We start from the raw sequence: 14,859 nt of genomic DNA on the forward strand, positions 1-14,859 counted from the left end.
TGATGGAAATCAAAACAAATATTTCCCATTTTCCCAATAATAATTTTAAAAAATAATTATTTCACGTTCTAAATTCGTTTCTTGGTTCATACGTTATTAAAGTTGTTGAAAAATAAAAAAGCGAAAGATTTAAAATATGATCCAAATGATCCAGATGATGTTTAAGAGAGGTAGGTATATCTTCTCCTAAATAAACACTGCAGCTGCTATAGCATGTGATTATTTACACTTCACTTCTGTTTAAACATTTCTAAATAAAAAATCTTGCTAACAATTCCTTACAAATACAATTAAGAAATTACATTCTATACAACTGATGCAATTTTGTAGTTACCTTGAGAAAGGACAGATTGCTGATGCAGAAATTTAATATTAATAGGAAGCTAATTGGTGATGATTCATCAGTTTTTGTAATTGCCGAGGCCGGAATTAATCATGCAGGTTCATTTATTGAGGCGAAAAAAATGGTCGATGTTGCCAACTCAAGTATGGCTGATGCAGTTACTTTTCAGCATATAGCCTATAATGACATTGATTGTAGAAAATCTTCTAAGACCAAATTAGATTGGGATAAATGGAGATTATCAGACGAACAGATCATCGAATTGTTTGATACTGCACATAGATTGGGATTATCTACGACGGCTTGTGTAGTAGATTTTAAGTCTCTTGAGTTTATTGTCAAGTCAGGTGCTGACTTTCTTAAAATAGTTAGCGGGGATATTACATGCCATCCCTTTTTGGCTGAATGTGCAAAAACTGGGTTACCTATATTTCTTTCTACTGGAAGTGCATTGTTATCTGAAATAGAAGCTGCTTTAGAAGTGATTGAAAAATCAGGTGGAAAAAATGTCGTTGTATATCAAACTAATACTAAATATCCGACTCCACCTAATGAAGTTGATCTTAGAGTAATGGAGACACTAAAAAAATTTAATTATCCAGTAGGCTTCTGTGATCACACTGCAGGAACAGTTATCTCCTTAGCAGCAGTGACGTTAGGTGCTCACGTTATAGAAAAGCACTTCAGTTTAGACGCTACAATAAAAAGACCTGACTATGAAGTTTCTATTAATCCTCATGAACTAAATCAATTTGTAACTGATATACGTAATATTAAAAAAGCAATGGGTGTGCCGATAAAGCGCCGGCATACGGATGATGCAAATTTTATATTAACTCGTAGGTCCTTGGTAGCTTGTAGTGATATGACTAAAGGTACAAAAATCCAATGGAGTGATTTAACATATAAGCGCCCTGGAACAGGTACCCAACCTTCAGAAGCTAAGAATTTTATAGGTAGAACTTTAAAATATGATGTAAGTAAAGATGATCAATTATATGAAGATATGTTGGAGGAGATTTAATGAATAAAATTGAAAGACGTACCGCATTAGTGTTAGCTAGTTCTGATGGACTTGGCTTAGCAGTTGCTAAAAGATTATACTTTGATGGACATAATGTAATTATTACAAGTAGAAGTGAAAAATTAGAAAAAGCTAAAAAAGAAATTTGTGATATTGGTAGTAAAGGAGAAGTTCTAGCAATCCCATCCGACGTAACTAGCATCGAGGATTTAAATAAACTTATTATGCAAGGAAAAAAGCAACTGGGGAATATTGATATTTTATTTACAAATGTGGCTGGTCCTAAAGCTGGAACGATAGAGGATTTAACTATTGAAGATTTCTGTAAAGCACACAATGATCTGTTATTGCCCGTCATTTATTTAACTAAACAATTAATTCCTGATATGTCTTCTCGTAAGTGGGGAAGAATTATTATAAATTCTTCTCTTACTGCAAAAGAGCCTTCAAAAATGCTTACCTTATCAAACATATATAGGGCTGGACTAGCTTCTCTTTCTAAAACTCTTTCTCATCAATACGCTAGTTATGGAGTTACAGTTAATACTGTTGGACCTGGTTCTTTCAAAACTGCTCGCGCATTAGAATTATTAAATGAAATGTCTAAAACACAAAAGCGAAATGTTGAAGATATCGAATTAAAAATCACAAAAAATTTACCAATGAAGAGATATAATGACCCAATAGAATTTGGTAATGTTGTAGCTTTTTTAGCTAGTGATGCTGCAAGTGCTATTACAGGTACTTTTATTCCAATTGATGGTGGAATTTCTCATGGGATATTCTAGATAAGTAGATATTTTACTATTATCCCAAAGTACTAAATGCTGAGATCGAGGTTTTTTTATATTGTGATCTCTTCTATTGGTAAAGCAAGTTTTTTATAAAATTCAACTGGAACCATTCGATCAGGTGTTAAACCCATCTAAAAAGAAAAATAACGATAAAAAATTGCTGTTTTTTCATAAGAATACTTAATCATTTAACCATTTTGATATAATTATCTAATTGTATCAAAGCCAAAAAACTACTTACTTAACAAATATTAATGCACTTTTAACTTCAAGACCAAAAGAAGAGCGAACTGTATTGCCATTCCCATCAGAAAAAAATTAGGAAACGCACTGATTTCATAATAACAAACTTCTCCCACACATCTTGGCCCACAAGAAATTTCATATTGTAGTGAAATTTCAATCCAGACGAAGTTCTAGATTGGAAATATTAGTTCTGTTGCAAAATTAACTAAAATGTAAAAGATCTGTGGTTGAAGAAAATAAATTTTATACAGGCAGCAATAATTTCTATAATTCATTGTATATCTAAAAAACGGAGTTTGGTTGAAGACTCCGTTTTTTTATATAAGGAATGAATGGCTTCAATTCCTTTTATTGTACTTGAGGCTTGAAGAGAGTTTTAAAATCTTGAGGATCTAGCACAACGACGTTTTACGTGTCTATGGCCTTGTTCGATACGATTTTTAGATGTCTAGCTGTATAATCCATGGTGTTTTATAAAGATTTTTCACTCTTACATGCTTCGAGATAAATCCTGTAATTTTTGAGTAACTGTTGTTTGAGGGTAATTTTTCTGTATGAAGTAATCCCTTAATTGCTTAGCAGTTACAGAATATGAAGAATCATATAAAACTTTTTCGATTGTCTGTATCATGTTTTCAATAGAATGAGTCACAAGCCAGCTTAATTCATCGTAATATTTATAATCTCTCTCCTCTGACTTAGATTTATAAACAACTACTGGTTTATCCAATAACATAGCCTCTAATCCTACTGTTGAATTAGAAATAACTACAAGATCTGAATTAGAAATGACATCATAAATACTTACTTCAGTTGTAATATACTTGACATTAGGGTATACCTTACTTAAATGAATATATTCGCTCACTAAATTACGACCTTTTTCCCAAGGGTGAGGCTTTATAATAACTGTAATATTTTTGTCTTTCATCAATTGTTTTGTTAGTTCAACATAAACTTGGGTTTTAAATGGTTGAGTTGCTATAAAGATTATTTTCTTAGAGGTATCTATATTTAGCTTCTTACAAAGTACTTTTTTTTCTAAATGCTTCTTTTCAAAGATATCATCATATCTTGGGTGTCCCAATATCTCGATTTGAGAATCCGCTCCACCTCTTCGAAAATACCACTCTCGTTCATACTCTCCATATACAATCTGTTTCGTAGCGAAAATTGGAAAAAACGCTTCTTCTCCCATTATGGCCCCATGCTGAAGACAATAACTTGGAATCCCCTTACTTTTAGAGATAAGAGTAAGTACTCGGTTCGTTATATCTTCTGTTGTACCAACAATCACACTCGAGATATCATGTTCTTCAAAAATAAAATATGCCATATTAATTTTTTCAATCATAATAGGAAGATCATTGAGTAGTTTTGTTTGAAAAAATTTATTAGAAAATAACGGATGTTCTTTACATGTTGAAAAAATTTTTTGAGCTTTTTCAATGAAAATATGAGAACTATCAGGAACTTTATTTGTATAATCCAGTGTGCAAATCGTAGGGAGACCATAAAGCTCGCTTTTTTTTGCTCTTGTTAATATTTTTGTATACTTAGGGTTAAAATGCGAAAAATTACCTGCTGAAAAACGAAGATAATCAGTATTAAGCAATACGACTCCATCTGGTCCTCTTTTCTTTGTCGTTTGCTCAAGCAGAGGCAACCATTTTTCAAATTCTGACTGCAATTGTTTTTCTTCTATTGGTGCAACAGACAAATATTTATAAAAATCCTTACTTTTCATCTTACTTTTAACATCTTCTTCTAAATATTGATAAAAATTACTTAATAAAGGTAAAGAAATGTTATGATGTACTAATTCAGAAAACACCTTTATATACTCTAAATTTAATAACCAATAATTTTTCAAATAGACTTCACTCAAGGTCTCACCCTCTTTTTCTTCTTAAGTCTTCTCTTAATTCCTTACATGTTCTTTATGGTTTAATAATTGTATAAATTCATTTTTTTCTTTCGCGAATAACTAAAAATATATTGAATTTAAATTAATATATTTTTTATCTAAAATCTTATCTATCGAATAAAAACCAAAAAAATGATTCAATCTCAAAAAAATAGCATACCTCATGCAATAAAATTCGGTTTCTTATCCCAGTAAGAACCCTATTTTTTGAACGATTGGCAAAATAGAAGCCCAATTTTTGTGCAGGTCTTTTTACAGCTTTAATTGGCTGAGATGCTTCGTTAATTAAAACTGCGAAACATTGACAATTCTAATTTAATACGCTCCGTATCGATTTCTCTACAAACAATGGCTTGTAATAACTAGTCATAATAACTATAATTTTAGGCAGCTATTATCCCACTCCTTATCAATAAATAAAGTTCAGTTATATTATTATATAAACAAAAAGAACGAACTGTTCCGGTAATTATGATTTTCTTTTTGTATACACTAAAAGATAAAGGCGATATCTTGTTTTTCCATGAATTTTTATTATTTTCTGTAAAAATCTATTCCATAAGTAACTTCAATCACAATATGACTTGCTAACTAGAAAATCTTCTGATGTAAAAAATAAACCAGGAAACTCTAATCACTTTCTAGACTTACTCCCCCTCACTCTTAAGCGTCACACCCCTTATTAGTGGTACATATGCAATTTTCGTTTCTGCCATAGCGCTGTGTTACCTTTCATGCTTTGACTTCTTTGAATTCAATAGCGCTTTATCAGCATTAACCTATCGAGATCAATTTTATATTTACCTCAACGTGTTTTACTATTATTGGATCAAATATTATCCCGATTAAAATAACCACGATATGTACAAGCATTAGAAAATAGGAAGCATAATATAGAGCATTGCCACCTATTGGCATGTCATATCAACAAGTAAATGCCTTTCAAACATGATTATTTCATAAAAAGGCATAAGTTATAAAATTATTTTTCTTAATACGGTATGTAATCAACTTTATATACCACATGAAATAACACATAATTTTTGATAAAGGAAGTGAAGTACATGTTCCCTTGCCAAGGTACGTGCAATCAATATGTAGATTTTGAGGTTTTAATTACAGCTCCTGAAGGATATATAATTAATGATACGAATTATACCGGTGCTGTCACTTGGAATACAAACCGATTAAAATGTGCATTTGAACCATGTACGATGCAAACACCGAACCCTTGCCTTCTTCAAACTGATCTACCAGATGGTTCCTATCCAGTACACAGTGTTCGCATATATGGAGTACTTACAATGCTTGTTAGTATTTCCCCTGTTCAAAATCAATATGGACAAGGAGATGCAGCTTTTTCTAAATGGCATAAATTCTCTATCAATCAGATTGTTTATTATACAATTGATTCGAATTGCTGCTTTGATTTTAGTAGCTTTAAACTTAAGAGTTTAACAGTTACGCCACAAGATAAAAATACATTTATCTTAAATGGCACCCTCTCTGTTTTACCAGTGCCACCAAATCCTCCTATTTATGCTTTTACAGCAAATAGAGATGATAATACTCTTTCAGTAATTAATACAGCAACAAAGACTGTCCAGCATGTAATCAATCTTCCATTTCAGCCAATTAAAGTTGCTGTTAGTCCAAACAAAACATACACTTTAGTTTTGCACTCAAATGATAATAGTGTTTCTACAATTAATAATGAAACACTTACCATTATCTCTACTTTCTCGATAAACGACCCAATTGATATTGGGTTTTCTCCGGATAACCAGTTTGCGTATATACTAAATTTTTTAACTGGTTCAATGGGCATTACTGCTATTAACCTCTTAACTCAAACCATCTCTAATACTATCTCGCTTGGAGGATATGGATTTTCAAGTATAGCAATTGATCCGAATGGACAATACGCCTACATCGTAAATTATACGACTTGGAGTATTGTAAAGGTTGATCTAAACACAGGAGAAATTGTAGCAGAACGTCCTACTTCAAACGATTATCCAAATCTCATAGAAATCAGCTTGCTTGACGGATTCGCTTATATTACAGAAGAGTTGGTGGCGTCTGGGACCACCCTTACAGTTATTGACTTGTCCACTTTCCAAGAGATTGGGGATATTCTTACTGGAGCATATTACTACTCGTTCCTTGCTCTTTCACCTAATCAACCTGTAGCATTGCTAGGAGAAGAAACTACAGATGAAATCAATATTATTGATACAGCACAACATCAATCCACAGGCACTATTTCCATAAATGGCCCAAAAAGCGCTGCGTTTACCCCTGATGGAAAATTCATCTATATTGCACAGCCAGAACAAAACACAATTACTATTCTTAACTCCGTTGACTATACCGTAAATACAGTAGTAACAGTTGGAGCATCACCTGTAAGTGTTGCAATATAAAGTTTAATGCTTATTAACATTCAAGAAATACTGAGGATTGCACCCTCTACTTATATTAATTCCCTACTCTCCGGTATTCCATTTATACAAATAACTAGTGTCCTTCTCTCTATTTAATGACTAATCGTTTATTTTGATATGTAATAATTTATACACGGGACTCTTCTTAAATACTAAAAAACATATTACCTGATAGCTCCTAGACATATTCTGTAATCATTTCAGTTACAACTATTATTAATTTTGCTTCTCCATCAATTCATTCCCTATTCCCTATATCTATCTAATCTTCATCAAAGAATCTAATATAAAATTCATAATATATTAATTTATTAGACAACTTGATATAGCAGGCTGTAGGAAGAAAAGTAATAAATTAACCCCCCACCTTTACAGTGTGGAAGTCTTGAGTTCGAGCCCTTTCCGGGCCCATATATTACGGTAAAATGGCGTTCTATTCAAAGTTAGAGCGCTTATTTTTGTCCGATAATTTACTTATTGATTTAGCCTAAATATTTGCGTTACGCCGCCAAACTGTATGAAATGAAAGCCTCCTATTTCATACATTCAACGTAAATCATAGATTTAATAATACTGGAGTTTAGTCTGCCTTTAGACATGAGAGTGTTAACTAGTGAGTATTAATACACACGAGCATTTAGTGCGTAATATCTACTAGAAAAGAACGTCTTACACCACTTCGCAAAACTATCTCTTCCATAATATCTGATTTTTTCAAAGTATAATCGATAAAAACCACTTTTATTTGCATGTATTCGACTCTTTTTATTTATAAATACGAAGGAGCATTGTAAAGTTTGCTTATCCATCTCATTTGTTTCTCTAATTCCTATAAAATTATTTAATTTTATTATAAAAAATATAAGAGCCTTGCTACATTTTATTGTAGTAAGGCTCTTTAAAGTTTTTTAATTTCTATTCATTTAAATACATTTAAACTCAAAGTTCAATAATGTAGTTGTTTAATCTTGTTCAACTAAAGCACCTGTTTGTTAAACAAGGGGCGCTTTAATTATAGAGCCGTTGACTTTTTAAACAAAGGTATGTAACCTCCACTAGGTCCATAAGCAACACCAATCTTTTCCCATCCATATTTTTCATAATACTCTTTAAGATCTGAAGTAAGATAAAGAAATTTGTATCCTCTTTTTGCCGCTTCTAGAAGTCCATGATTCAACATTTTTTCTCCTAGAGAGTTGCCCCTAAATTTTTCATCTACAAACAAACATGCTAGCCAGGGGCTCAAATCCTGACGACTATTTAGATCATTACGAATTAATGCATAAATCCCGATAATCTTATCATCTACTTTTGCAACGTAAAAACTGGGTATGTCATTTGGATTATTTAAAGCATTAATCATACAATCTTCATAAAAAGCACGCCCTCCTTCTTCACCCCATTCTTTCCAAAAAACATCTATAGCCTTATTAAATAAGTGATCCTTCTTTAGTAATTGAATTATTTCCATAAAGCTATCATCCCCAGAGTATTATTTAATAATTGTAGAACAAAACAAAATTAATATTTTTCAATTATCTATATTTTATCTATGTAATCAGCTATAATTTCCTCACCCTAGAAATATAGAGTTTTAAATATTTATTCTCTTAATTTATTAAAATTCCTTCTTAACCGAACCTGCCTCGTTAGTGACATAGGCAATGTTTTTCATTTTTAAACAACTTATTATTTTTTAAATGACTTTATTGTCATTAAACATAAAACATGTGAGATAGCTTGAAATTTACATTTGTTTTATAGTTAAAATATTTATCCATTTTTAATGAACCACTTTTTCCAATCTCTAATGCTTTTTCAAAATTCATCTTAATCCATAATAAGTTATTTAATATGGAATTGCTATCTTCTTCTATCTTTAGATAGTCTTCACCATGTTTAAGTATACGATCATCGTTTCGGTGATTCGTTGAAACTAAGATACACCCTGTCGCCATTGCATCAGCTGCAGCAGTAGTTGGAAATCCATCAATAGCAAAGTTATCTTTTGTACTACAACAGATAAATATATGAGATTGTTCATATAAGTGTTTTAGTTTTTCGAAATCTAATATGCCCCAAAAAGTATAATTCTTGTTTGTTAATAGATGTAAACTATCTTCCCAGTTTCCTACAATATGTAAATGAAATTGATCATCAAGCTTATTAAACGCTTGCGCTAATAAAGGAAAGCCTTTTCTTTCTGCATTGTGAGCCACAAATATGATCTGTATTGGCTTAGAAATAACCTTTTGATTGTAATGATAAAAATCTGTATTAATCACTCCTGGAACATAAATACTATTTGGGATAGTATTTAATACTTCATTTGCATTAGAGAATACTGTTTTACAATGTTTAGATACTATATTTAAAAATTCAACAGAAGTATAAGGGTCTAATCCCCCTCCTGGATATACTGTAGTGTGAAGGTCAATATGATTTTCCATTAAAAAAGTAGCTATATCAAGTTTAGGATTTGCTCCTGGCATTTGTGTTCCGTCAGGAAGATAACAAATACCTAATAAACTCAACACGAAGTTTAAAAAAACACAATATATATCGGTAATTCCTTCTTCTTTCGCTATCTTATTGAATAATTGAAAATCATAAACTTTGGTCGGGAAATCATCTGTATATACCTCAGTAGCAAAGAAAAGAGTATCGGGTCGTTCTTTATAGATTTGGTAATTCTCCCAATAACGAAATCCACTTAACTTCCAAGGGAATTTGGTATCAATTACCGCAAGACGTCTTTGAGATTTATTCTTCATTTTTAACCACTCACTTCCATCTTCTCTCTTGCAACCGCAAATAAAATTGTTTCTTGAGCATTGATAGTATAGTGGCCTAAATAAAATTGATATCCCAAATTTAATTCATTAATAAATTTCATAACATTAACAAAATCACTGATTTGATGATAAATCGCAATAGCAAGCGTAGGGCGGAATGTAGTTATAGAATGGATAGCGCCTTTTAACGCATTCATTTCAGAACCTTCAATATCCATTTTAATAAAATCCAATTTATGAATTTTTTGTTCTATTACCAAATTATCTATGGTGGTAGTACTCACTTTATCTGTAACACCTGATTCTTCAGAAAATGAAACAAAACTTGCAGCCCCTTGATCTTTATAATATAGCAAAGTATTTGAATCATTCCAAAGAGGGTGTTTAACAATTGTAATATGCTTTTGAAGTGTTTCATTTAAATTGATGTTTTTCGACATAATTTCTAAATTGCTTGGTATAAATTCAATTGTATAAACATGGCCCGTTTCTCCTACTTCATGAGCGAAATACAGCGCAGTATCCCCAAAACATCCACCTGCGTCTATAACAATGTCTCCTTCTTTTGCTTTTATTACGGGTGAAATTTTATTGTATTCATACTGCTTATCTAAAAAAGTTGCACTAATTCCCATCGAAACATAAAATAACTGCAAATTATACTTTAAAGGCGTTAAATCAAACAATTGTAGCGTCCAGTTATGATAATTAGTTTGAAGTGTTTCTGTAGAATGGATGAGGTTTTGAATAGATTTTCTCTGATTCCAATAATCAAGAGTATTTAAAGGCAACTTGACTTTATGATTTCCTAATAATCGAAATGCCAAGAGTTTGATTAATAACTCTTTGGAAAAGGGGTCGCTCAAATTGAAGTATAGTTCTTCAAGTCCTTGTAAGTGCTTCAAAATTTCTTCTTTTTCATTTTGGATATTTACAACAATTGAATCAATGGTGGGACGAACATGCATAAGTTCAAATAACTCTATATCGATATTATAGTAATAATGGTTCTTTAAGCAATTAAGAAGTTCCATTATAAGTGTATCTAAAAAACCAGAAGTAGACTGCATAATATCATTATTGTTAATCTGGATTGCACGTTCTGCTAAAAACAATAATTGATTTGCTTTGTTGGATAAATCAATATTGTTAGTCATTTTCATGACATAGGATAAATAATTTGCTGCTAAATATAGTCGCCCACTGGAGTAGTAAATCTCACCTATCTTTAATAATGTCTCAGGATCATTTATATTTGTAATTAAAAGTTTTTTCAACTCTAACTCTAGTAAATTTGTTTCATGTTCCATTTTTTAAGTTACCACCCTTCTTTTAACGTAAATTATGTTTTACTTTTTCCAGATACTTAAATATGTGTAAATTGAATTCACTTCTTATGGCTGTTGTTATTTGAGACACCGTTATAAGATATTATCTGCAACTAAAAAATAGAAGCTTATATTACAGAAATTTATTTCATCTCGCTAGAAAGAACGTCTGTACAAAGGTAAATTTCAACTCTTTACATATCAAAATAAATTCGAGTAACAAACAATTTTTTGTTACTCAAATGTTATAAGATGATACAATCGAGAAATTTATAAAAAAGCACCCTCCTTTTCTATTTAGCCTATATAGAAAAAATAACGTTTTTTACTTTGTAATAATGGAAATGTTTAAGAAGATAGCAAATACATTATAGCTCTCTAAGACTACATATAAACTTGCCAGAAATTAAAGCCTAACCTTGCTGGAAATCACATGTTATTAAGAAGATTTCGATGATTATTTAAACGAAAAGGAAACCTAGCTTTGCCTCAAGTACAAAAATACTAATAGTCTATCTCAAATTTTTAGAATTAGATAGAAGCACCGCCACTGCCTATCAACTGAATGTTTTGAAAGTACCTCCAAACTTTATCGACATTTAGTTACTTATGTAGATAAAGCTCATTTTGTACATCTAGTAGTTTATTTTTTAATCTATGTCGGACTTTTACTTGAATATAAATTAAATAAGTCACATTCATTAAAAAAACTCTGATTTCCATAATGTATATGAAATCAGAGCGTTTTTTCGGTAGATCAAACTTCAATATTTTCAATAGGTCTTTTTTTTAAATACAAATGGCCAAATACATGAAAAAACTCCGCTTTTAATGTCTTCCCTTATTTGCTAAATAGAGGTGCTATTTTATCAATGCGATTTGTCCAAATTCCACCTGTATAATCATCTGGAAGACGTTTTATATCTTCAGATGAGTCAAATCCACTTGAAAATCCAAGTCCATTTCCTCCTACAATGATAATTCGCGTATCTGCTTTATCCATTCGATTGAGAAAACGATTAGGCCATCCCCAAAGCAAAGGAGCTACTTTATCTGGTATATGTAACTCTCCATGCTTCATGCTTGAAGGTATGTAACCAGTCCACCCTAACGCCATATAAGTAAGAAGATCCTTTTTCATGGTTGCTTTTGACATCGTTCGTAAACTAGGGATGTGCTCTCTTATCACAGCAATCGGCTTATCACCACCATATACTGTTAGTTGATGAAGGCGTTTCGCTGGTAGTTTCTTGAGGTAAGTAGCCAATTGGATTCCTTCATTTTCATCATCACTTTTAATATGAATAAGAAAAGAACGATCTGGAAAATGGTTAAGTACTTCATCAAGTGTTGGCATAAGATTAATCCCTTTTCCACGAAACGGGAATGTTTTTCCCCCGTCAGCTGTATACCCATAACCAATATCAAGTGCTTGTAATTCTTTTGTTGTAAAATCTCTAGTAACACCTTTACCATTAGTACGGCAATCAAGAGTCCAATCATGAAAAATGACAAAATTATTATCTTTAGTTGGTTGAACATCAAACTCTACTAGGTCAGCTCCAGCTTTAAATGCCGCTTCCATAGATGGAATTGTATTTTCTAAATAAGAATGTTCAGGTTCATGTATACGTTCTGCTGTACACGTATCCCCCTCAATTCCCTCCATGCTAAATGTTTGCGAAAGTCCTCGATGAGCAAGAAGAAGAGGATTTCCCTCGTCCCTCTTCGCAAAAAAAGAACTGTTATTTACATAAACAAGTACGAAAAGAATAAAAATTATCCAAGTCGTTTTACGTTTAAGTAACTTTTTTATTTTATTCATTGTATTCTCCTCTTAAGTATTAGTTAAAATGATTTAAACAATATCCGGTAATTAAATACTTTTAAATTCTATAGCTTATCTTATTCCTTTGCAATGGAGATTATAAACAATTGCATGTTGCTATTTTTATATAAAGCAGGAGCGATACAAAGGTATTTTTTAACTATTATGTAGTATCATTTTTAAGAATTTATATCTACTTTAAGGCTGTCTTAGTGGTGATTGGCATGTGGTGCCCTCTAGTATAAGTTTTCTTCCACAAACAAAAGAACCATAACCTTACCGAAACGGCAAATTTATGGTTTAAATCACAATTTTGTCCACACAGTTCTATAACTTTTTGCAATCTACTAGTAATCGCATAATATCCCCTCATTCACAAATGTCTTTGTTTATTTTTTTGAGGTAATTTGCAGTGAAATCTTTTAAAGACTCAGGAATTAATGTTTTTTAAAAATTCATTTTCTAATTCTACTATCTTTCTTTTACGAGCTTTTATTTTTCTTACGGGCACCCCGACATACACATACCAATCATCTAAACTTTCTTTTACCATACTCATCGCGCCAACTGCCGCTCCTTCTCCTATTACTACATTTGGAAAGATAATAGAATGTGCACCAACAATGGCATGCTTTTTTAAGATAACTTTTCCAGCTTTCACATTTTTATATTGATGTGGAACAGTCGGTCCCATTAATGTATTTCCGCTAAAATCATCAATTGCTGCATATACAATTGTTTTTGATGAAATATTTGCAAAATCATGCATTTCAATCCCCATTTCTCCTCCATATAACGCTGTATATGCCGCTATATGCGAATAACTTCCAATTGTAATTTTGCCACTTAAAATGCAAAAGTCATCGATTCTTACATTATTTCCAACAGATATAGCACCTGGATTATATATACTGGTTTTTTTACTTATTAATACATTTTCCCCGACAGATAGAAAGCCAATTTCGCTCAACTCTTCTTGACTATAAAAACTATTCATCTGTGGACACCACCTTCTGCATTAAACACATTATAATTTGCTCCACGATTTCTTTCGTCATTCCTTCCCATAAAGGTAGACTAATTATTCGTTTTGCTATTTTATTTGTATTTGTTAAATCTGTAGACTTGTAGTTTTTAAAGAAATCTTGTTGGTGACAAGATGGTGAAAAATATGATCTAGCTTCTATCTTTTGCTTTTTCAACACTTCTATTACTTGCATATTGTTAATTTTTTCTGGACAGAGAATAGGCATAAATTGATGAATAACTGCTTCTGTCTTTTGAACTTGCCAACCTTTTTTCATTAATCCCGTACTTTGTAATAACTGTTTATACCATTCAGAGATACGATTTCGTTCTTGCATTTTTTGATTCCATGTATTTATCGTTGCAATCCCAATAGCTGCTGCATATTCAGTCATTTTACAGTTAAACCCCATCATCGTACATTCACGATTATGATCAAATCCAAAATTCCCCATTCTTTTAATTTGATTTATCTCTTCCTCATTATGGCTATATATCATACCACCTTCACCAATTCCGAAAGGCTTTGTTGCATGAAAGCTGTATACAATCATACCACTAAAATTCTGACCATAATGTATACCCTCATGCATTAATCCAAACCCTGGTGCCGCATCTACAACAACCGGAACACCCTTTTTCTCTAATTCTTCATAGTCTTTCAAGTCCATCCATGATCCGAATGTTGCATATGGAACAACAATTGCAACCTCTTCTTTTAATTCATCAATCTTATCCAAAAGTACCGTTTTATCCATACACCAATCATCTAATGAAATATCAATAAAATAAGGCTCCAAGCCACACCAAATAGCTGCCAATGGAGTAGCAGGGAATGTAAAACTAGGCATAAGAGCATACTTTCCTTTTTTTCTTTTCTTAAATTGAATTGCCGCCATTAACCCTAGTGTTGCGTTTGCTACTGTTGTAACAGCTCCCCTGTTCTGAAAAAATTCCGACATAATCGTTTCTTCAAAACGTTGATTTATAGGTCCATAATTTGTATATATGTGGGATATATCAATTCGCTCTAATTCATCTAAGTACTCGTTTGCAGGTACAATTGACGCACGTAAAAAAGGAATATTCTCCATATTCATC

Annotated in this window: 10 protein-coding genes; 3 read left to right on the plus strand and 7 right to left on the minus strand. The window is 31.8% G+C overall.

Translation table 11 applies throughout. The annotated features are described in order from the left end of the window. Window positions 1–356: 356 nt before the first annotated feature. Window positions 357–1,367 carry an N-acetylneuraminate synthase family protein gene (locus MR143_RS20795; RefSeq protein WP_242280920.1) on the plus strand — a complete coding sequence of 337 codons (1,011 nt, stop codon included), beginning with the start codon at window positions 357–359 and terminating at the stop codon, window positions 1,365–1,367. Further along, a complete protein-coding gene (locus MR143_RS20800; RefSeq protein ID WP_242280921.1) occupies window positions 1,367–2,155 on the plus strand; it encodes an SDR family oxidoreductase in 789 nt (262 codons plus the stop codon). Before MR143_RS20795 ends, MR143_RS20800 begins: the two co-directional genes overlap by 1 nt. A gap of 742 nt (window positions 2,156–2,897) precedes the next feature. On the opposite strand, the gene MR143_RS20805 is transcribed toward MR143_RS20800, so the two are convergent. Continuing rightward, window positions 2,898–4,295 (minus strand): CDP-glycerol glycerophosphotransferase family protein, encoded by a 1,398-nt coding sequence (locus MR143_RS20805; RefSeq protein WP_242280922.1) that lies wholly within the window; start codon window positions 4,293–4,295, stop codon window positions 2,898–2,900. 1,103 nt (window positions 4,296–5,398) lie between these two features. Between MR143_RS20805 and MR143_RS20810 the strand changes: the two genes are divergently transcribed. Then, complete coding sequence (locus MR143_RS20810; protein WP_242280923.1) at window positions 5,399–6,760, plus strand: YncE family protein; 1,362 nt, start codon at window positions 5,399–5,401, stop codon at window positions 6,758–6,760. A 1,033-nt stretch (window positions 6,761–7,793) separates the two neighbouring features. On the opposite strand, the gene MR143_RS20815 is transcribed toward MR143_RS20810, so the two are convergent. From MR143_RS20815 to MR143_RS20840, 6 genes are all read right to left on the minus strand, one after another. Continuing rightward, window positions 7,794–8,252 carry a GNAT family N-acetyltransferase gene (locus tag MR143_RS20815; protein WP_000402858.1) on the minus strand — a complete coding sequence of 153 codons (459 nt, stop codon included), beginning with the start codon at window positions 8,250–8,252 and terminating at the stop codon, window positions 7,794–7,796. 244 nt (window positions 8,253–8,496) lie between these two features. After that, complete coding sequence (locus MR143_RS20820; RefSeq protein ID WP_308218769.1) at window positions 8,497–9,315, minus strand: glycosyltransferase; 819 nt, start codon at window positions 9,313–9,315, stop codon at window positions 8,497–8,499. 242 nt (window positions 9,316–9,557) lie between these two features. Continuing rightward, the gene (locus tag MR143_RS20825) at window positions 9,558–10,886 is read right to left on the minus strand and encodes an FkbM family methyltransferase (protein ID WP_242280925.1); all 1,329 of its coding nucleotides are present in this window, start codon (window positions 10,884–10,886) and stop codon (window positions 9,558–9,560) included. An 859-nt stretch (window positions 10,887–11,745) separates the two neighbouring features. Beyond that, window positions 11,746–12,729, minus strand: a complete 984-nt coding sequence (locus MR143_RS20830) for a glycerophosphodiester phosphodiesterase family protein (protein WP_098878166.1) — start codon at window positions 12,727–12,729, stop codon at window positions 11,746–11,748. A gap of 433 nt (window positions 12,730–13,162) precedes the next feature. Then, a complete protein-coding gene (locus MR143_RS20835; protein WP_001084202.1) occupies window positions 13,163–13,729 on the minus strand; it encodes an acyltransferase in 567 nt (188 codons plus the stop codon). Beyond that, on the minus strand, window positions 13,722–14,852 hold the full coding sequence (locus MR143_RS20840) for an aminotransferase class I/II-fold pyridoxal phosphate-dependent enzyme (protein ID WP_242280926.1): 1,131 nt from the start codon (window positions 14,850–14,852) through the stop codon (window positions 13,722–13,724). Before MR143_RS20840 ends, MR143_RS20835 begins: the two co-directional genes overlap by 8 nt. Window positions 14,853–14,859 lie beyond the last annotated feature (7 nt).

The sequence above is a fragment of the Bacillus cereus group sp. BfR-BA-01347 genome (genome assembly GCF_022663835.1).
Classification (GTDB): domain Bacteria; phylum Bacillota; class Bacilli; order Bacillales; family Bacillaceae_G; genus Bacillus_A; species Bacillus_A thuringiensis_K.

What these genes read in the sequence shown, in the direction of transcription:
- MR143_RS20830 (WP_098878166.1), bottom strand. Translation starts at nt 12,729, where the DNA reads ATGAATAAAATAAAAAAGTTACTTAAACGTAAAACGACTTGGATAATT.
- MR143_RS20795 (WP_242280920.1), top strand. Translation starts at nt 357, where the DNA reads ATGCAGAAATTTAATATTAATAGGAAGCTAATTGGTGATGATTCATCA.
- MR143_RS20825 (WP_242280925.1), bottom strand. Translation starts at nt 10,886, where the DNA reads ATGGAACATGAAACAAATTTACTAGAGTTAGAGTTGAAAAAACTTTTA.
- MR143_RS20840 (WP_242280926.1), bottom strand. Translation starts at nt 14,852, where the DNA reads ATGGAGAATATTCCTTTTTTACGTGCGTCAATTGTACCTGCAAACGAG.
- MR143_RS20810 (WP_242280923.1), top strand. Translation starts at nt 5,399, where the DNA reads ATGTTCCCTTGCCAAGGTACGTGCAATCAATATGTAGATTTTGAGGTT.
- MR143_RS20800 (WP_242280921.1), top strand. Translation starts at nt 1,367, where the DNA reads ATGAATAAAATTGAAAGACGTACCGCATTAGTGTTAGCTAGTTCTGAT.
- MR143_RS20835 (WP_001084202.1), bottom strand. Translation starts at nt 13,729, where the DNA reads ATGAATAGTTTTTATAGTCAAGAAGAGTTGAGCGAAATTGGCTTTCTA.
- MR143_RS20815 (WP_000402858.1), bottom strand. Translation starts at nt 8,252, where the DNA reads ATGGAAATAATTCAATTACTAAAGAAGGATCACTTATTTAATAAGGCT.